This is a genomic window from Nocardioides segetis (assembly GCF_051390595.1).
Classification (GTDB): domain Bacteria; phylum Actinomycetota; class Actinomycetes; order Propionibacteriales; family Nocardioidaceae; genus Nocardioides.
On the sequence record NZ_JBNINR010000021.1, the window covers coordinates 36,306 to 53,685 of the forward strand.

The 17,380-nt window shown below is 73.2% G+C and carries 15 protein-coding genes; 6 read left to right on the forward strand and 9 right to left on the reverse strand.

Annotation, left to right across the window (positions count from 1 at the left end; translation table 11 throughout):
• Positions 1 to 43: 43 nt before the first annotated feature.
• The 8 genes from ACPZVR_RS23580 to ACPZVR_RS23615 all read right to left on the reverse strand — a co-directional run bounded on the left by ACPZVR_RS23580 (position 44) and on the right by ACPZVR_RS23615 (position 8,515).
• On the reverse strand, positions 44 to 844 hold the full coding sequence (locus ACPZVR_RS23580; protein WP_436702129.1) for an LLM class flavin-dependent oxidoreductase: 801 nt from the start codon (positions 842 to 844) through the stop codon (positions 44 to 46).
• A gap of 37 nt (positions 845 to 881) precedes the next feature.
• A complete protein-coding gene (locus tag ACPZVR_RS23585) occupies positions 882 to 2,054 on the reverse strand; it encodes an ABC transporter substrate-binding protein (RefSeq protein WP_436702130.1) in 1,173 nt (390 codons plus the stop codon).
• A 141-nt stretch (positions 2,055 to 2,195) separates the two neighbouring features.
• On the reverse strand, positions 2,196 to 3,071 hold the full coding sequence (locus ACPZVR_RS23590) for a MaoC family dehydratase (RefSeq protein ID WP_436702131.1): 876 nt from the start codon (positions 3,069 to 3,071) through the stop codon (positions 2,196 to 2,198).
• A 74-nt stretch (positions 3,072 to 3,145) separates the two neighbouring features.
• Positions 3,146 to 4,057, reverse strand: coding sequence for a hydroxymethylglutaryl-CoA lyase (locus ACPZVR_RS23595; RefSeq protein WP_436702132.1), 912 nt, complete (start codon positions 4,055 to 4,057; stop codon positions 3,146 to 3,148).
• Positions 4,057 to 5,151 (reverse strand): acyl-CoA dehydrogenase family protein, encoded by a 1,095-nt coding sequence (locus tag ACPZVR_RS23600; RefSeq protein ID WP_436702133.1) that lies wholly within the window; start codon positions 5,149 to 5,151, stop codon positions 4,057 to 4,059. The genes ACPZVR_RS23595 and ACPZVR_RS23600 overlap by 1 nt, the downstream gene beginning before the upstream one ends.
• Positions 5,152 to 5,240: 89 nt before the next feature.
• Positions 5,241 to 5,846 carry a TetR/AcrR family transcriptional regulator gene (locus ACPZVR_RS23605; RefSeq protein ID WP_436702134.1) on the reverse strand — a complete coding sequence of 202 codons (606 nt, stop codon included), beginning with the start codon at positions 5,844 to 5,846 and terminating at the stop codon, positions 5,241 to 5,243.
• Positions 5,847 to 5,936: 90 nt separating this feature from the next.
• Positions 5,937 to 7,124, reverse strand: a complete 1,188-nt coding sequence (locus ACPZVR_RS23610; RefSeq protein WP_436702135.1) for an acetyl-CoA acetyltransferase — start codon at positions 7,122 to 7,124, stop codon at positions 5,937 to 5,939.
• Positions 7,124 to 8,515: a hypothetical protein gene (locus ACPZVR_RS23615; protein ID WP_436702136.1), complete on the reverse strand. Its 1,392-nt coding sequence runs from the start codon at positions 8,513 to 8,515 to the stop codon at positions 7,124 to 7,126. The genes ACPZVR_RS23610 and ACPZVR_RS23615 overlap by 1 nt, the downstream gene beginning before the upstream one ends.
• A 129-nt stretch (positions 8,516 to 8,644) precedes the next feature.
• Here ACPZVR_RS23615 and ACPZVR_RS23620 point away from each other — a divergent pair, with 129 nt between their 5' ends.
• Genes ACPZVR_RS23620 through ACPZVR_RS23630 form a run of 3 tightly spaced genes read left to right on the forward strand, consistent with a single transcriptional unit; the run spans position 8,645 to position 11,323 of the window.
• The gene (locus tag ACPZVR_RS23620; protein WP_436702137.1) at positions 8,645 to 9,829 is read left to right on the forward strand and encodes an acyl-CoA dehydrogenase family protein; all 1,185 of its coding nucleotides are present in this window, start codon (positions 8,645 to 8,647) and stop codon (positions 9,827 to 9,829) included.
• Positions 9,826 to 10,833, forward strand: a complete 1,008-nt coding sequence (locus tag ACPZVR_RS23625; protein ID WP_436702138.1) for a TIGR03617 family F420-dependent LLM class oxidoreductase — start codon at positions 9,826 to 9,828, stop codon at positions 10,831 to 10,833. Before ACPZVR_RS23620 ends, ACPZVR_RS23625 begins: the two co-directional genes overlap by 4 nt.
• A gap of 10 nt (positions 10,834 to 10,843) precedes the next feature.
• Complete coding sequence (locus ACPZVR_RS23630; protein ID WP_436702139.1) at positions 10,844 to 11,323, forward strand: nuclear transport factor 2 family protein; 480 nt, start codon at positions 10,844 to 10,846, stop codon at positions 11,321 to 11,323.
• A 76-nt stretch (positions 11,324 to 11,399) separates the two neighbouring features.
• Here ACPZVR_RS23630 and ACPZVR_RS23635 read toward each other — a convergent pair whose 3' ends face one another.
• Positions 11,400 to 11,891: an Lrp/AsnC family transcriptional regulator gene (locus ACPZVR_RS23635; RefSeq protein ID WP_436702140.1), complete on the reverse strand. Its 492-nt coding sequence runs from the start codon at positions 11,889 to 11,891 to the stop codon at positions 11,400 to 11,402.
• A 131-nt stretch (positions 11,892 to 12,022) separates the two neighbouring features.
• On the opposite strand from ACPZVR_RS23635, the gene ACPZVR_RS23640 reads away from it, so the two are divergent.
• The 3 genes from ACPZVR_RS23640 (at position 12,023) to ACPZVR_RS23650 (ending at position 17,363) form a co-directional block, all read left to right on the forward strand.
• On the forward strand, positions 12,023 to 13,114 hold the full coding sequence (locus tag ACPZVR_RS23640) for a Glu/Leu/Phe/Val dehydrogenase dimerization domain-containing protein (RefSeq protein WP_436702141.1): 1,092 nt from the start codon (positions 12,023 to 12,025) through the stop codon (positions 13,112 to 13,114).
• Positions 13,111 to 16,629, forward strand: a complete 3,519-nt coding sequence (locus ACPZVR_RS23645) for an indolepyruvate ferredoxin oxidoreductase family protein (RefSeq protein WP_436702142.1) — start codon at positions 13,111 to 13,113, stop codon at positions 16,627 to 16,629. Before ACPZVR_RS23640 ends, ACPZVR_RS23645 begins: the two co-directional genes overlap by 4 nt.
• A gap of 152 nt (positions 16,630 to 16,781) precedes the next feature.
• Positions 16,782 to 17,363: a hypothetical protein gene (locus ACPZVR_RS23650; protein WP_436702143.1), complete on the forward strand. Its 582-nt coding sequence runs from the start codon at positions 16,782 to 16,784 to the stop codon at positions 17,361 to 17,363.
• The last annotated feature ends 17 nt before the right edge of the window (positions 17,364 to 17,380 follow it).

Here is a 17,380-nt window from a genome sequence, read left to right on the forward strand (position 1 = left end):
GGGTGGGAGTGTGTGGTGCTGCCGGGTGCCGGACCCGCTCCGCTCAGGCGAGGGCCGCGATGGCGGCGATCTCCTCGTCGCTCGGAAGGTGGTCCAGGTCGGCGACGAGCTCGTCGACCCGGACCGGCAGCGAGGCGATCACCTCGCGCGCGGCGGGCAGGTCGGCGACCGGCACGCACCAGGTGCGGCGGACTCCGTCCGCGGCGTCGCCGAGCACCTTGTCGAGCACCTCGACCGAGGCGACGAGGTCGTCGCGGCCCGCCTGCCAGGCGAGCCAGCCCGCGGGGGCGCCGTACGCCGCGGCGTACCGGTCCAGGACGTCGGCGGTGGTGGCGCGCAGGTGGGTGGCCGGCACACGCTCGCCCACCGGCTTGGGGAGCGCGATGGCACCGGTGAAGGCCACCTGCTCCCCGGCGTACGACGCGCGCCGCTCGGTCCACAGGGCGCGCATGGCGCCCAGGTTGTCGAGCGCGCGGCCGACATGATCGTCGACGTCGCGGAACGGGTCGGCCAGCACGGCCGGCGGGGCGCCGAGGTCGAGCCCCAGCTCCAGCCGACCGCCGGCGAACCAGTCGATGCTGGCGATCTGCTTGGCGCGGACCGCCGCGCTGTGGAGGGAGAGGAGGTCTCCGGACAGTCCGAGCCGGATCCCGCTCGTCGCCCGGGCCAGGCGCTGCAGGCCCAGGCTCGGGTCGTGCGCCCGGTCGGCGGCGGCCTCGCGGTCGCCGCCGGCCCACCACGAGGCGAGCCCCGCCCGTTCGGCGGCCGCGGCGGCCCGCGCGATCGCGGTGCCGAGCGGCTCCCCTCCCGTCGTGCGGAAGCTGCAGGCGATTCCGAGGTCCATCGACGTCCTCTCCCTCACACGGCCGGCGACCCGTGGGTCAGCCGGCCCACTCCGTCAGCGTGCCCTCGGCGGTCCACTCGAGGTAGGCGCCCGGCGCGTTCAGGCTGGCCTGGCCGTCCTTGTAGACGAGCTCGCCGTAGACGGTGTCCTGCGAGGTGATGCCCTCGAGCGCCTTGGCCACCTTGGCCGGGTCCTTGTCGCCGGCCTCCTTGATCGCCTCGGCCAGCAGCCACATCGCGGTGTAGCCCTGGGCGCCGTACATGTCGGGGTCCTTGCCGTACTCCTCGTTGTAGGCCTCGGTGAACTTCGTGGCGAGCTCGTTGTCGGTGAACCCGGCCTGGAAGGGCACGGCGAACAGCGCACCGGCGAGGCCGCCGCCCGAGGACTTGAAGAGCTCGACGCTGTCGACGCCGTAGCTGGTCAGGATCCGCTTGTCGTAGTCGCGCTCGCGCAGCGACTTCGCGAGCAGCGCCGCGGGGGTGCCGAGCATGCTGGCGACGACGGCGTCGGGGTCCAGGGACTGGATCTCGGTCGCGGCCTGCGTGTAGTTGGTGTCGGTGGACGACGTGTTGATGGTCTTCACCACGTCCACGCCGTTGCGCTCGAGCGCCGCCTTCCAGACCTCGGCGTCGCCGACCATGCCGTCGTTGTCGGAGGTGACCACGAGGACGGCGGTCTTGATGCCCTCGGCCGGGACGACGGTGTCGATGAACTGGTCGTAGATGCCGTCGGCGTCGGCCGGGAGCACGACCGGTCGGTAGACGTACGGCGGCTCGGCGAGCCCGGCGAGGATCGCCGAGGTGACGATCGCCGGGACCTTGCTCTGCTTGATCATCGGGGCCAGGGCGCCGGCCTCGGAGGAGAGACCGCAGCACAGGACGCCCGAGGCGCCGTCCGCGGCGTACTGCTTGTACAGCGCGATGGCCTGGGCGGGGTCGCCCTTGATGTCGTCGATCTTGAGATCGATCGTCTTGCCATCGCCGAGGAAGTCGCTGTCGTTGATCTCCTCGACGGCGAGCTTCGCCCCCTCGGTGATCGGCACGCCGGCGAACGCGGCCGGGCCGGAGGTGAGGGCGGGGAAGCCGACGAGGTACTCGGTGTCGCCTCCCTCGTCGGAGGAGCTGCATCCCGAGAGGGCGACCAGGGCCGCCGTGGTGATGGCCGCCGTGACCGTGCGGAACCGGCGGCGTGGGGTGATGAGTCGAGACACGAGCGTCCCTTTCTTGCGGGCGGGTCAAGCAAATGCTTGATTAATGTGAAGCAAGTGCTTGATCTTAAGCACAGTGATGCCGGTCACGCAATGGCCCGAGGCGGCAATTCCGGCGGAATCCGAGTCGGAAGGGGCTCGGGATCAGGCCGGAGCGCCCTCGGGCGCCGGCGAGCCGTTCAACTCGAACCGCCCGCGGTCGATGACGACGTCGCCGGCGGGCGTCAGCACCCGGAACAGTCCCTCGTCCCCGTCGCGCCACACCACCAGGCGCAGCGCGTCGCCGGGGAGCACGGGCCGGGTGAACCGACCCGCCATGGCGCGCAGGGCGCCGGCGTCACCGGCGGCGAGCCGGTTGACGAGCAGGCGCGCCACCCAGCCGTAGGTGCACATCCCGTGGAGGATCGGGCGTTCGAAGCCGCCCCGCGAGGCGAACGCGGGATCCGCGTGCAGCGGGTTCCGGTCGCCGGTCAGGCGGTAGAGCAGGGCCTGGTCGGGCCGGCTCGCGAAGTCGATCTCCAGGTCCGGGTCCCGCTCCGGCGCGGTCCAGGACGGGCTGGGCCCGCGCTCGCCGCCGAAGCCTCCGGCGCCGCCGAAGAAGGCGCCCAGGCGGCTGCGCATCAGCCGCCGGCCGGTCGTGGCGTCGATCAGCTCCGACTCGGTCCACATGACCGCGTGCGGGTCCTTGTCCCAGATCTCGGTCACGGTCGTCACGATCTCGGCCGCGCCGGCCGCGGGGATCGGTCCGTCCACCTCGAACTCCTGCTCGGCGTGCACCGCCCGCGTCGGGTCGAAGTCGCCGACGTCCGGCAGGCCGTCGGCGAGGCCGAGGACCACCCCGAAGGTCGGGAGCACCTGCTGGACGACCCCCTCGCTGTTCTCGGTGGTCAGGGAGAGCTCGGCGAGCGGGTCGTCCTGGCCGGCACCCACGGCGAGGGCGTAGAGCAGCGAGTCCTTGTCGGTCCAGGTCACCGGGTGGGGTCCGGTCACCATGCCGACGCGGGTCGGGTCGAGGGGCATCAGTTCCTCCTGGGAGTCGTGGCAAGGGGCAGGGTCTCGGGAAGGCAGCGGCGGGCGCGGGACCGAGCCCGCGCTCAGACGGACAGTCGGGTGCGCGGCCCGGCCTTGAGCAGGCGGGAGGGCAGCTCCCGGCCGACCAGCCGCTGGGCGAGCTCGGCGACGTCGAGGAGACGCTCGAGGTCGACGCCGGTCTCCACGCCGAGCTCCTCGAGCAGGTAGACCGCCTCCTCGGTGGCGATATTGCCGCTCGCGCCCGGCGCGTACGGACAGCCGCCGAGGCCGCCGACGCTGGCGTCGAACCGCCACACCCCCATCTCCAGGCCGGCGACGAGGTTCGCCATGCCGGTCCCGCGGGTGTCGTGCAGGTGGAGGCTCAGCGGGACGTCCGCGTCGAGCTCGCGGAGCCGGCCGACCAGGCGGCGTACCCGCGGCGGCGAGCCCATGCCGGTGGTGTCGCCGAAGCAGATGCTGTCCGCGCCGTCGCGACGGGCCCGGGCGGCGTACGACGCCACGACCTCCTCGGCGACCTCGCCCTCGTAGGGACAGCCGAACGCCGTCGCGACGATCACCTGGCACTGCGCGCCGGCCGCGTGGGCGAGGTCGATGACCTCGGCGATGGCGTCGAGCGACTCCTCCGGCGTGCGGTTGATGTTGCGCAGGTTGTGGGTGGTCGACGCCGAGACGACGACCTCGATGTCGCGGAAGCCCGCGTCGAGCGCCCGGCGGGCGCCGACCAGGTTCGGCACGAGCGCGGAGTAGCGCACGTCGTCACGGCGCCCCACCGCCGACCACACCTCGGCCGCGTCGGCCATCTGCGGGATGGCGCGCGGGTGGACGTAGGAGACGGTCTCGATCTCGCTGAGCCCGGTGGTCCCGAGCGCGTCGACGAGCTCCACCTTGCCGGCCGTGGGCACGGGGGGCTCGTTCTGCAGCCCGTCGCGCGGGCCGACCTCGCGCAGCACGACCCGGGAGGGGACGTCGCTCATCAGAACCCCCGCTCCGCGGCCACCAGCGCCCGGTGGGCGGACGGTGTGCCGTACAGGGCGCGCGCGGCGGTCACGCGCCGGAAGTGGTGGGAGATCTCGTGCTCCCAGGTGAAGCCGATGCCGCCGTGGACCTGGACGGCCTCGCGCAGCACGAACATGGCCGCGTCGCCCGCCCGGACCTTGGCCGCGGAGGCGGCGAAGCGCCAGTCGTCGGCTCCCTCGCCGGCCGCGGCCACGGCGGCCAGCACCGCGCTGGTCGCGGTCTCGAGCTCGGCGTACATGTCGACGAGCTTGTGCTTGATGCTCTGGAAGGACGCGACCGGCCGCCCGAACTGCTGGCGGTCGACGGCGTAGTCGCGGGCCAGCCGGAACGCCCGGTCGGCGGCGGCGAGGGCGTCCACCGCCGTGAGGAGGGCGCCGACCAGCCAGGCGTCACGCACCGCGGCCGACACCTGCGGCCCCGCGGCGAGAGGGATGGCCGGGGCGTCGTCGAGGTCGAGCAGCGCCATTCCACGGCCGGGGTCGACCGCCTCCATGGCGCTCACGCGCACGCCCGCCGCGCCGGCGTCCACGAGCACGAGCTCCACGTCACCGCCCGCACCCGTGGCCGTGACCAGGAAGGCGTCGGCATGGGTGCCGCTGTCGACGAACGTCTTGCGGCCGCGGACCGTGAGCGTCGCGCCGGCGCCGTCGAGCCGCGCGGCCGCGTCGAGGGCGAGTCCGGCGCCGTCCTCGTGCAGCGCGGGTACGACGACGCGCCCCTCCTCCGCGAGCGCGCGCCGCAGACCGGCGGCGTCCGCGGGGTCGACCCGCCGCAGCAGCGTGGCACCGACCCCCGACGCCGCGACCAGCGGTCCGGACCACCCGCAGCGGGCGGTCTCCGCGACGGCGGCGGCGAGCTCGGTGAGCGAGGCTCCCTGGCCGCCGTACTCGTCCTCGACGAGCAGGCCGGCGGCGCCGACCTCCTCGACCAGTCCGGTCCACAGCTCGGGGAGCGCGGCTCCCCCGAGCCGGCTCACCTCGACCGGGCTGCGCTGGTCCAGGAACCGCGCGAACACCGGGGACAGCTCGGCACTGAGCACCAGGCCTGCCATGATCACTCCTCCCGCTCGTTGTCGAGCAAGCGCTTGCTATTCTTGGCCGACGAGAGAGCGCCGCCGGGCGGCGCTCCTCGCTCAGGCTGTCAGGCCGTGCGGATCCCGTCGAGCAGGATCGCGGTCTGCACCTCGATGACCCGGTCGATGCCGACCCGGCCGCGGGGGTTGAACCATCGGATCACGGCCTGGATGGCACCCATGATCGTGCGGTAGATCATCCGGGCGTCGATGTCGTCGCGGATCTCGCCGGCGTCGATGCCCCGCTGGATCGTCTCCAGCCAGACCTTCTCGATCTGGTGCTGGCGCTCGACGATGCCCTTCATCGGACCGACGTAGTGCCAGTCGTTCTGGAGGATCGTGACGTGCTGGCGGTTCTCGACCAGGCCGCGCAGCGCGCACGCCACGAGCTGCTCGAGCGCGACGACGGGGCTGTCGGCCTCGGCGACCGCGACGTCGTAGCCGCGGACCATCGAGTCGAGGTACTCGACGAGCACCTCCTCGACCATCGCCTCCTTGGAGTCGAAGTAGTAGTAGAGACTCCCCGAGAGCATGTCGGCGTCGTCGGCGATGTCGCGGACGGTGGCCGCGGAGAAGCCCTTCTCCGAGAACACCTTGGCCGCGGCGCGCATGATCAGCTCCTTGCGGGCCACGCCCGTGGGGGAGCCGGTCGAGCGGCGACGGGTAGTACTCACGCTGCGCTGCCTTTCTGCAACCGGTCCACGTGCTCGGACACCTTAACGGACCCGATCCACGTCGGGCGGCGTACGCACGGCGGGGTCATGTCAGGGCCGACGGTCGGAGACGATGGTGACCGCGCTGACGAGGTCGCCGGGGCTGCCGCCCTGGTTCTGCACCAGCCCGAAGCGCGGGTCGGCGACCTGCCGCTCCCCCGCCTCGCCGCGGAACTGCAGCCACATCTCGTAGATCATCCGCAGGCCGCTGGCCCCGATCGGGTGACCGAAGCTCTTCAGTCCGCCGTCGATGTTGACCGGCAGCGCGCCGTCGCGGTCGTAGCGGCCGTCGAGCACGTCCTGCCACGCCTTGCCGCGCTCCGAGAAGCCGAGCTCCTCCATCAGGACCAGCTCGGTCGGCGTGAAGCAGTCGTGCACCTCGGCCAGCGAGATCTCCGTGGCGGGATCGGTGATCCCGGCCTGGGCGTACGCCGTGCGCGCGGACGCCGCCGCCTCCGCGAGATCGGAGTAGTCGTAGTCGCTGTCGTTGCGGCCGGTGCCCGAGCCGGCGTCGAGCGCCAGCGCGTGCACGTAGAGCGGCTTGTCGGTGTACTTCAACGCGTCCTCGGCCCGGACGATGACCGCCGCTGCGGCGCCGTCGGCGACGCCGGAGCAGTCGAACACGCTGAGCCGGCCGGCGAGCGTGGGCGCCGCGGCGATGGTCTCCTTCGGCACCTCCTTGCGGAACTGCGCGCGCGGGTTGCGGGCCCCGTTGCCATGGTTCTTCCAGGCGATGTGCGTCATCGCCTCCTTGATCCGCTCCTCCGGCACGCCGTAGCGGCGGGCGTAGGCCGGCACGATCATCGAGTACATCGCGGGCGCGCTGAGGACCGGCGGGGTGCCGTCGTTGGGCACGCTCGGCATCTCCAGGCCGGAGTAGCCCGCGTCCTTGAGCTTCTCGCCGCCGACCGCCATCACGACGTCGTAGGCGCCCGAGGAGACGGCGTAGCAGGCGTTGCGGAAGGCCTCGGAGCCGGTCGCGCACATGTTCTCGACCCGGGTCACGGGCTTGTGGGAGATGTTGAGCGGCCGGGTGAGCGTCAGGCCCGAGACGCCCGAGATCATCGAGCCGAGCCAGAACGCGTCGACGTCGCCGACGCCGAGCCCGCCGGCCGAGCCGAGCGCGCCGTGGGTCGCCTCGACCAACAGGTCGTCGACGTTGCGGTCCCAGTGCTCACCGAAGTCGGTGCAGGCCATGCCGACCACGGCGACCGGCGTCGCCAGGGCGTGAGATCCCATCAGTGCTCCTCCTCGTGGTGCGGCCGCACCTTCCACACGTAGTTCCTGACGCCGTTCCCGGCCACGCTCGCCAGCCGGAAGGTCGGGCTCACCCGGTCGCCGATGGCGAGCTCGTGGCCGACGGCGTCGGTCATCTCGCACTCGAAGCGGCCGCCACCGTCGAAGTCGACGGCGACCACGCGCGCCGGGAGCTGCACGGACTCGGAGAGCCAGTCGTCGGTGAACGTGGCGATCCGGCCGGGCACCTCGACCATCGAGACCGGCTCGAAGCCCTCGGTCGCCGAGCAGCGCAGGCAGACCTGCCGCGGCGGCAGGTTGCGGTAGCCGCAGGAGCCGCACTGGGCGGCCACGAAGGCGAACTTCCACGCCGCGGTACGCCGCGCGGCGGGCGGGACCGGCGGCTTGACGTCGGGTCGCCGCGCCGGCTCGCGCGGCAGCAGGCCGCGCCAGTTGAGGAAGTCGCCGTAGGAGACGGGTTGGCCGGGAGGCGCGTCGGCGAGCCCGCTGCGGCCGCTCGTCGCGTGCTTCTCGGTCACCCGGAAGACGAAGGCGTCGGCGCCGTCGGTGGCCGACACCGCGAGGACCAGGTCGCCCGGCGCGGCGGCGTCGAGCGCGAGGCCCAGGCCGACGGCGAGGTCGGCGGCGCCGGCGTACCCGAGGGCCGCGGCGTCGGTCGCGGCCAGCTGCGCGGCCTCGAAGCCGCGCCGGGCCGTCGCCCGGGCGCGGGCGTGGGGGGTGCTGATGACGACGTGGTCGACCTGCTCGCGCTTGAGCTCGCAGCGGCCCAGGACGTCGTCGACGATCCGCTCGACGAGGGGGACGTACTCCTCGACGCCGAAGCGCTCCTCCCACGTCCGGGTGCGGACGTCGCCGGGGATCCGCCACCGGTCGAGGAACTCGGCGGTCAGCGAGGCGCTGCCGACCAGCTCGGCGACGGGATCCGGTCCGACGACCAGCGCCGCCGCCGCGTCCGTGCCGTCGGCCTCGTCGCTGGAGCCGGGGAGGCCGTAGCGGACGTCGCTCGCGACGACGACGGCGGTGCCGTCGGTGCCGGCGGACAGGCCGGCGCGCAGCGCGCCCGCGCCGCCGCGCAGGGCGCCGGAGAGGTCGTACGCCGCGACCTCGGCCGCCAGGCCCGAGGCGGCGGCGACGGTGGCCGCGTTCGACTTCTCGAGATAGGCGGGGCGCGTCGTGGCGAACCACAGGCTGTCGACGCCCCCGGCACCGCGCAGCGCGGCCCGGGCCGCCGCCACGCCCATGGTCGTGGCGTCCTCGTCGTAGGACGCCACGGGGCGCACGCCCCTGCCGCGGCCGCCGATGACCCGGGCCACGTCGGCGCGGTCCAGGCGCGGCACGGGCAGGTAGACCGCATATGACTCGATGCCGACCACGGCACCTCCTTCTGTCCCGTCTCCGACGACACTTTCAATCAAGCACTTGCTTTGATACTTTAGGCCTGCCGCCCCACCGACGCAACCGCGTGTCGGCCCAGGAGCCCCGATCGGAGGACGATGTCGAGCGTGAGTGAGCAGGACTTCCGGCAGCGCCTCACCGAGGTGATCGGCGCCTTCGCCCCGCGTCGGGCCGACGCCGGCAACGCCTGGGGCGAGGGCGAGGACCGGGTCTCGGTCGTCGCCGAGCGCTCCGAGGGCGAGGCCGAGGAGATCGCGGAGCTGCGGCGCTACCGCGCGCATCTCGACGCCCACGGCCTGGCGTGGGTCGAGGGACCGGAGACGTACGGCGGCGCGGGCCTGTCCACGCGGCACGCGGACCTGCTGCGCGAGGTCGAGGCGGAGCACGAGCTCCCCGACGACGCGTACCTCCGCTTCAGCGCCTCCACCCTGTGCCCCACCCTCCTCGAGCACGGCACCGAGGAGCAGCGCACCGAGCTGCTCCGCCGGCTGCGGACCGCCGAGGTCATCGCCTGCCAGCTCTACAGCGAGCCCGGCGCCGGCTCCGACCTCGCCGGCCTCTCCACCCGCGCCGAGCGCGACGGCGACGGCTGGCGGCTCAACGGCCAGAAGGTGTGGAGCTCCGGCGCCCACTACAGCGACCTCGGGCTGTGCATCGCCCGCACCGACCCCGATCGGCCCAAGCACGCCGGGCTGACCACCTTCCTCGTCGACCTCCGGGCGCCGGGCGTCGAGGTCCGCCCGATCCGCCAGCTGACCGGCGGGGCGTCCTTCGACGAGGTGTTCCTCACCGACGTCCACGTCCCCGACAGCGCGCGGGTCGGCGAGGTCGACGGCGGCTGGAGCGTCGTCGTCACCTCGCTGCTCAACGAGCGCTCCGCCATCGGCCGGGAGGTCGGCGTCGACGCCGCCCTCGTGGACCGGCTCGTCGACCTCGCGCGCCACGTGCAGCAGCCGGTCGACGACCGCACCCGCGACCAGCTCGCCGACGTCGTCGTCCGGGCCTGGGCCGCGCAGCTCACCACCGCCCGCTTCCTCGACGGAGGCGGGACCCCCGGTCCCGAGCTGGCCCTCACCAAGCTGCTCACGACGGACCTGCTGCGCCAGATGAGCGACGTCGCCGCCGACGTCCTCGGCGCCGGGCACGTCGCCGACACCGGGGCGTGGGGCACCTACGCCTGGTCCGAGCTCACCCTCGGACTGCCCGGCCTCCGCGTCGGCGGAGGCACCGACGAGATCCTCAAGAACGCCGTCGGCGAACGGGTCCTCCACCTACCGAAGGACGCACGATGAAGATCGACATGGGCATGATCGGCTCCTCCGCCGCCGGTTGCGGGCCGATCGCGGCGGACGCGGAGAAGCAGGGCTTCGACGGGGTCTGGGCCAGCGAGAGCGTCACCGACGCCTTCCTGCAGTCCCAGGCCGCGCTGCTCACCACCGAGCGGCTGTCCGTCGGTACGGCGATCGCGGTCGCCTTCGCCCGCAACCCGATGTCGGTCGCCTATCTCTCCTGGGACCTCGCCGCCATGTCCGGCGGGCGCTTCGTGCTCGGTCTCGGCAGCCAGATCCAGGCCCACATCGAGCGCCGCTTCTCGATGGCGTGGAGCCCGCCGGTCGACCGGATGCGCGACTTCCTCCTGGCCCTCGATGCCATCTTCACCTCGTGGCGCGACGGCACCCGGCTCGACTACCGGGGCGAGCACTACCAGCACACGCTGATGACCCCGGTGTTCACGCCGCACCACCACACCCATCGGATCCCGACGATGATCGCCGCGGTCGGCGCCAAGATGACCGAGCTCGGCGGCGAGCTGTGCGACGGCCTGCTCCTGCACGGCATGACCACCACGGCGTACCTCGACCAGGTGACGCTGCCGGCCGTCGAGCGCGGCCTCGCCGCCTCCGGCCGCGACCGGGAGGCGCTCGAGCTCTACGTGCCGCTGTTCCTCGTCATGGGCGACACCGACGCCGAGCTGGAGGACATGGCCCGCCGCACCCGCGAGCAGATCGCGTTCTACGCCTCCACGCCGGCGTACGCGAAGGTGCTCGCCAGCGTCGGCTACGAGAACCTCCAGCCCGAGCTGCAGACGCTGTCCCGCGAGGGCAAGTGGACCGAGATGGGCGACCTGATCGACGACCGGCTCCTCCACGAGATCGCGCTCGTCGGCAAGCCCGAGGAGATGCCCGCGCTGTGCAAGGAGCGCTTCGGCGGCCGGGTCGACCGGGTGTCGTCGTACTTCGGCTGGCCGACCGACGACCCCGACCGGCTGCGCGAGATCCTCGCCGCCTTCGCCTGAGGAGCCCGCGATGCCCCGTCTCACCCCCGACGACCTCGTCGCCCGCGCCGAGATCAGCGACACCCTGCACGCCTACAGCCGCGGCGTCGACCGCTGCGACATCGACCTGCTCGCCGACCTGTTCTGCGAGGACGCCACCTTCGACTACGGACACGGCAACGTCACCTCCGGCCGCGAGCGCCTGCGCGGGCTGTTCGAGGCCGCCACCGGCCGCTACACCGCGACCAGCCACCACGTCTCGACCGTGAGCTTCCTCGAGGTCGGCGGCGGGACCGCGCGGACCATCGCCTACGTCTACGCCTTCCACGACAACGCCGAGCAAAACCTTCACCTGCATGTGTGGGGCTGCTACGAGGACGAGCTCGTCGACGAGGGCGACCGCTGGCGGATCAAGGCCCGCAAGGTCCGGATCGCCGGCACCAAGTCGACCGGGTCGGAGCAGATCCCTGAGCGGTTCCAGCGCTACGAGCGGGGCGGCAGCCCCTTGTAACCAAGGGTTACGTCACGGTTCTCGGCGATGTGATCGTTCCACGACGTACGTAACACTTAGTGCAAGGGCGGGGCGCTCAGCCGAACCGGGTCCACTGCTCCAGGACCACGAGCGTCTTGGTGCTGGCCACGGCGCCGCCGGAGCGCAGCGAGCTGACCACGCGCCGCAGGTCCTCGACCCCCTCGACCCGGATCCGGACCAGCGCGTCGGGGTCGCCGGCGAGGGTGAGCACCTCCTCGACCTCGGGGATCTGCGCGACGAACTCCATGATCTGGGCGAGGTCGAGGTCGTCGGCGAAGTGCAGCTCGGTCATCGCCTCGATGCCGGTGGCGATCCGACCGTGGTTGATCTGCACCGTGTAGCGCTCGATCACCCCCAGCTTCTCCAGCCGCGCGATCCGGCGCTGCACCGGAGCGACCGTGAGCCCGACGGCGGTCGCGATCTCGCGCAGCGGTCGGCGCGCGTTCTCGCGCAGCAGGTCGAGGATCGCGCGGTCGGTGGCGTCCAGGACGGCGGGGCCGGTCCGACGCCGGGCCCGGTCCCCGGCCCGGGGGGTCTCCTCGGTCACGCAACAGAATCTACCTCGGACGGGTACGGCGTTGCGCGGGCGCCGCACGGAGAGGGGATCCGGTTGCGGATCGACGCCAAACCCGGCGACAGGAGTTGTGACCCGGCCCACCATGCCCCAGGCTCGTGCGCATGACCCTCACCGCTGCCCCCGCCGACCTCGTCTTCGAGCGCACCGACGAGCTCGGGACCGCCGGACACGAGCAGGTCGTCTTCTGCCGTGACCGGGCCACCGGCCTGCGCGCGATCATCGCGATCCACGACACCCGCCTGGGCCCGGCGCTCGGCGGCACCCGGTTCTACCCCTACGCCACCGAGACGGCGGCGCTCACCGACGTGCTCCGCCTCTCCCAGGGCATGACCCACAAGGCGGCCGCGGCCGGCATCGCCCTGGGCGGCGGCAAGGCGGTCATCATCGGCGACCCCGCGACGGTGAAGACCCCCGCGCTGCTCGCGGCCTACGGTCGGTTCGTCGACTCACTCTCGGGTCGCTACATCACCGCCGGCGACGTCGGCACGACCGCCCAGGACCTCGACATCGTCGCGACGGCGACCCGGCATGTCGTCGGGAGCAACGGCGGCTCGGGCGACAGCGGCCTGTCGACGGCGTACGGCGTCTTCAGCGCGATGCGCGCGGCCGCCGAGCACCGCTGGGGGACCGACGGCCTGCGCGGACGCCGGGTCGGCGTCGAGGGTGTGGGCAAGGTCGGCGCGCAGCTGGTCGGCCTGCTGCTGGAGGAGGGCGCCGAGGTGACCGTGTCCGACGCCTCCGGGGACGCCCTCGCCCGGGTGCTCGAGCACTACCCGCGGGTCACGATCCGCCACGCCGTGCTGGATGCGCCGGTCGACGTCTACGCGCCGTGCGCCCTCGGCGCCACCCTGACCCCCGGCTCGGTCGACGCCATCCGCGCGGGCATCGTGTGCGGCGCGGCCAACAACCAGCTCCTCGACTCCTCCGTCGCGCCGCTGCTGCGCCGCCGCGAGATCACCTGGGTGCCCGACTACGTCGCCAACGCCGGCGGCCTGATCCAGGTCGGCGGCGAGATCGAGGATCACTCCGCCGACCGCGTCCGCGACGACATCGCGCGGATCGCCGACACCGTGGGCGACATCCTTCGTCGATCCGACGAGGGGGACCGCCTGCCGAGCGACGTGGCGGCGGAGATCGTCGCCGAGCGGCTCGCCGCCGCTCCGTCCCGTCCGAGCGAGGGAGTCCGCGCATGACCGAGCTGCTCGACCGGCCCGCCCACGAGTCGCCGGCGCCGTACGACCTCGACGACCGCTTCCGCGTCGGCGCGCCGCCGGCCCTGCTCACCGGCGTCCAGGCGATCGCCCGGCTCCTCGTCGAGCACCGCGCGCTCGACCGTCGCCGCGGCCTGCGCACCGCGTCCTTCGTGTCCGGCTACCAGGGCAGTCCGCTCGGCGGCCTGGACCGGATGCTCGCGGACATGAAGGACGTCCTCGACGAGAACGACATCCGCTTCGTCCCCGGCCTCAACGAGGAGCTCGCCGCCACCTCGGTGTGGGGCAGCCAGATCGAGCTGCCCCTCGGCACCCGCACCCACGACGGCGTGACCGGCTTCTGGTACGGCAAGGGCCCCGGTGTGGACCGGGCGACCGATGCCCTCCGGCACGCCAACATGTACGGCGTCAACCGGCGCGGCGGAGCGGTCCTGCTGGTCGGCGACGACCCGGCCTCGAAGTCCTCGACCGTCCCCGCGGTGAGCGAGCGGTCGCTGGCCGCCCTCGGGATCCCGGTGCTCTTCCCGCGCAACGCCACGGAGATCGTCACCCTCGGGCTGCACGCGATCGAGATGTCGCGCACCTCCGGCTGCGTCGTCGCCCTGAAGATCGTCGCCGACGTCGCCGACGGCGCCTGGGTCGTCGACAGCGCCGACATCGACGTCACCCCGGTCGCGCCGGCGATCGAGTGGAACGGTCATCCCTACGCCTACACGCAGAGCCCGATCGTGCTGCGACCGCCGATGATCATCGGCGCCGAGGCCGAGCTGGTCGGGCCGCGCACCGCCCTGGTGCACGACTACTCCGCGCGCAACGGCCTCAACGTGGTCGAGGTCGACGCCCCGGCGGCCCGGCTCGGCCTGGTCGCCTCGGGCAGCTGCTTCGACTCGCTGCGCCAGGCGCTCACCGACCTCGGCGTCACCGACGACGCCCTGGTCGCCGCCGGCGTGCGCCTGATGCGGATGGGGATGATGAGCCCGGTCGAGCCCGCCGCCGTCGAGCGCTTCGCCGCGGGCCTCGACGAGATCCTGGTCGTCGAGGACAAGACCTCCTTCATGGAGATGCAGATCCGGGACCTGCTCTACGGCACCGAGCGGGCGCCGCGGATCATCGGCAAGACCGACGCGGCCGGTCTGCGGCTCATCCCGGCCGACGGCGAGCTCACGGCCGGCCGGCTCCTGGCACCCCTCCGCCACGCACTCGAGGGCTGGCTCACGGTCGCGCCGCCGCAGCGGGAGCGTACGTCGCTGCCGCTGCTGCCGGTCAACCGGTCGGCGTACTTCTGCTCGGGCTGCCCGCACAACCGCTCCACCGTCCTGCCCGAGGGCTCGATGGGCGGCGGCGGCATCGGCTGTCACGCCATGGTGACGATCTCCGACCGTCCGGAGGACACGGTCACCGGCGTGACCCAGATGGGCGGCGAGGGCGCCCAGTGGATCGGACAGGCCTGGTTCACCGACGCGCCGCACATGTTCCAGAACGTCGGCGACGGCACCTTCTTCCACTCCGCGCAGCTGGCCGTTCAGGCCTGCATCGCCGCGGGCGTCAACATCACCTACAAGGTGCTCTACAACGACGTCGTCGCGATGACCGGCGCGCAGGACGCCGAGGGCGCGCTGTCCGTGCCGCGGCTGACCCGGAAGCTGCACACCGAGGGCGTCGCGAAGATCATCGTGTGCGCGGAGGACCCGAGCCGGCACCGCCGGCGCGACCTCGCCCCCGGCACCCTGCTGTGGGACCGCGACCGCCTCGACGAGGCGCAGCGCATGCTGCGCGATATCCCGGGCGTGACCGTGCTGATCTACGACCAGCACTGCGCCGCCGACGCCCGCCGTCAGCGCAAGCGCGGCGGCCTCCCCGCCCGCACCCGACGGGTCGTCATCAACGAGGCGGTCTGCGAGGGCTGCGGCGACTGCGGCGTGAAGAGCAATTGCCTCTCGGTGCAGCCGGTCGACACCGAGTACGGCCGCAAGACCCGCATCGAGCAGACGTCCTGCAACACCGACTACAGCTGCCTCGACGGCGACTGCCCGTCGTTCGTCACCGTCGAGACCGCGCCGCGCGGCCGCCGGGGCGCCAAGGCCAAGGCGGGGAAGCCGGCGGGCAAGGGCGGCCGCAAGGGCTTCCCGGCGCCGCCCGAGGTGGCGCCCAGCCTCGCCGAGGAGCGGGTCACCGGCACCCAGAACGTCTTCATGACGGGCATCGGCGGCACCGGCATCGTGACCGTCAACCAGGTGCTCGCGACCGCCGCCCTCCGCGCCGGGTACGCCGTCGAGTCCCTCGACCAGACCGGACTGAGCCAGAAGGCGGGCCCGGTCACCGCTCACCTGCGCTTCGCCGACGGGGACCTCGAGCCGGCCAACCGGCTGACGCCCGGCTCCGCCGACTGCCTCCTCGGCTTCGACCTGCTCACGCTCGCCGAGGACCGCAACCTGGTCTACGGCGACGTCGCCTCAACCCGGGCCGTGGTGTCCACCAGCCGCACCCCCACCGGCACGATGGTCTACGACCCGGCCGTCCGGCACCCGGAGGAGGCGGACCTGCTCGCGCGGGTCGGCACCGCCAGCGCCACGACCTTCGACTTCGACGCGCTCGAGGCCGCCGACCGGATCTTCGGCAACACGGTGGCGGCGAACTTCCTGCTCGTCGGCGCCGCCTACCAGACCGGCGCGCTGCGGCTGCCCGCCGCCGCCATCGAGGAGGCCATCGGGATCAACGGCACCGCGGTGGCCGCGAACGTCGCGGCGTTCCGCTGGGGCCGGGTGGCGGTCACCGACCCCGCCGCCTTCCGGGCCGCAGGCACGCTCGCCGCTCCGCCCGCCGCGCGGGAGCTCCCGGTGCCCGCGTCGGTCGCGGCCTCCGGGCTCCAGGGCGAGCTGCTGCGCCTGGTCACCCGGCGGGCCACCGACCTCGTCGGCTACCAGGACGAGCGCCTGGCGGACTCCTACGTCGCCCTGGTCGCGCAGGTCGCCGCGGCCGAGCGCGCCGTCACCAGCGAGACCCGGTTCAGCGAGGCCGTCGCGCGCCACCTGTTCAAGCTGACGGCCTACAAGGACGAGTACGAGGTGGCCCGACTCCTCACGGACCCGGCCTTCCTCGCCTCGACCGGCGACAGCTTCCCCGGCGGCACGGTCTCCTTCCAGCTGCATCCGCCGGTGCTGCGGGCGATGGGGCGCACGAAGAAGATCGCGTTCGGCCCGAAGTCGCACGGCACGCTGCGGGCGCTGGCCCGGATGAAGTCGCTGCGCGGCACGCGCGCCGACGTCTTCGGCTACGCCCACCTGCGCCGCGTCGAGCGGGACCTGCGCGACCACTACCGCGCGACGGTCGCCGACCTCGCGGCCACGCTCGACCTCGCGTCGTACGACCGCGCGGTCCGGATCGCCGAGCTCCCCGACCTGGTCCGGGGCTACGAGACCGTCAAGCTCCGCAACGTCGAGAAGTACGCCGCGGCGCTCCGCGAGCTGGGCGTCACCCCGCCGGCGACCATCGCCTGAGCGCCCTCCGGGCCGCGGCCCGGGCGCAGGCCGGACCCGGCGGGCAGGGACGGGAACAGCGTCCCTGCCCGCCGGGACTTTGGACCATGGCGGGCCCCGGGCCGGCGGACCGATGCTGGAGGCATCAACCACCGTCCAGCCAGGAGAATCCGATGTCCGCCACCGCGACCGCCCACCACGCCGTCCTCGTCGAACAGGACGTCGTCACCCACTCCGCCGCCCGCCGCGCGCTCGCCGCGCTCCGCATCGGCTTCGGCCTCACCTTCCTGTGGGCCTTCGCCGACAAGCTGCTGGCCCTCGGCTACGCGACGGGCCACGACACCGCCACCGACACGGTCGACCGCTTCGGACCGGCGGCCTGGATCCACGGCGGGAGCCCGACCTTCGGGTTCCTCAACTTCGGCGTCTCCCCCGACAACCCGTTCCACGGCACGTTCACCTCGATCGCGGGCGACGCCTGGGCGGACTGGCTGTTCATGCTCGGCCTGCTCGGCATCGGGCTCGCCCTGACCCTCGGCGCCGGCATGCGCCTGGCCGCGATCACCGGTGCGGCGCTCTACCTGCTGATGTGGGTGGCCTCCTGGCCGCTCGCGAACAACCCGGTCCTCGACGAGCACGTCCTCGGCGCGGTGACCCTGGTGGCACTGGCCCTCACTCTCGCCGGTGACACCTGGGGCGTCGGCCGGATCTGGGCGCGCACCGAGCTGGTCCGGCGGCTCCCCATCCTCCGCTGACCGCTCCACCGCCCCCT

Coding starts and splice junctions, on each gene's coding strand:
- ACPZVR_RS23600 (WP_436702133.1), bottom strand. CDS start 5,151: ATGGCAGGCCTGGTGCTCAGTGCCGAGCTGTCCCCGGTGTTCGCGCGG.
- ACPZVR_RS23590 (WP_436702131.1), bottom strand. CDS start 3,071: ATGCCCCTCGACCCGACCCGCGTCGGCATGGTGACCGGACCCCACCCG.
- ACPZVR_RS23640 (WP_436702141.1), top strand. CDS start 12,023: ATGACCCTCACCGCTGCCCCCGCCGACCTCGTCTTCGAGCGCACCGAC.
- ACPZVR_RS23580 (WP_436702129.1), bottom strand. CDS start 844: ATGGACCTCGGAATCGCCTGCAGCTTCCGCACGACGGGAGGGGAGCCG.
- ACPZVR_RS23625 (WP_436702138.1), top strand. CDS start 9,826: ATGAAGATCGACATGGGCATGATCGGCTCCTCCGCCGCCGGTTGCGGG.
- ACPZVR_RS23595 (WP_436702132.1), bottom strand. CDS start 4,057: ATGAGCGACGTCCCCTCCCGGGTCGTGCTGCGCGAGGTCGGCCCGCGC.
- ACPZVR_RS23610 (WP_436702135.1), bottom strand. CDS start 7,124: ATGGGATCTCACGCCCTGGCGACGCCGGTCGCCGTGGTCGGCATGGCC.
- ACPZVR_RS23650 (WP_436702143.1), top strand. CDS start 16,782: ATGTCCGCCACCGCGACCGCCCACCACGCCGTCCTCGTCGAACAGGAC.
- ACPZVR_RS23645 (WP_436702142.1), top strand. CDS start 13,111: ATGACCGAGCTGCTCGACCGGCCCGCCCACGAGTCGCCGGCGCCGTAC.
- ACPZVR_RS23630 (WP_436702139.1), top strand. CDS start 10,844: ATGCCCCGTCTCACCCCCGACGACCTCGTCGCCCGCGCCGAGATCAGC.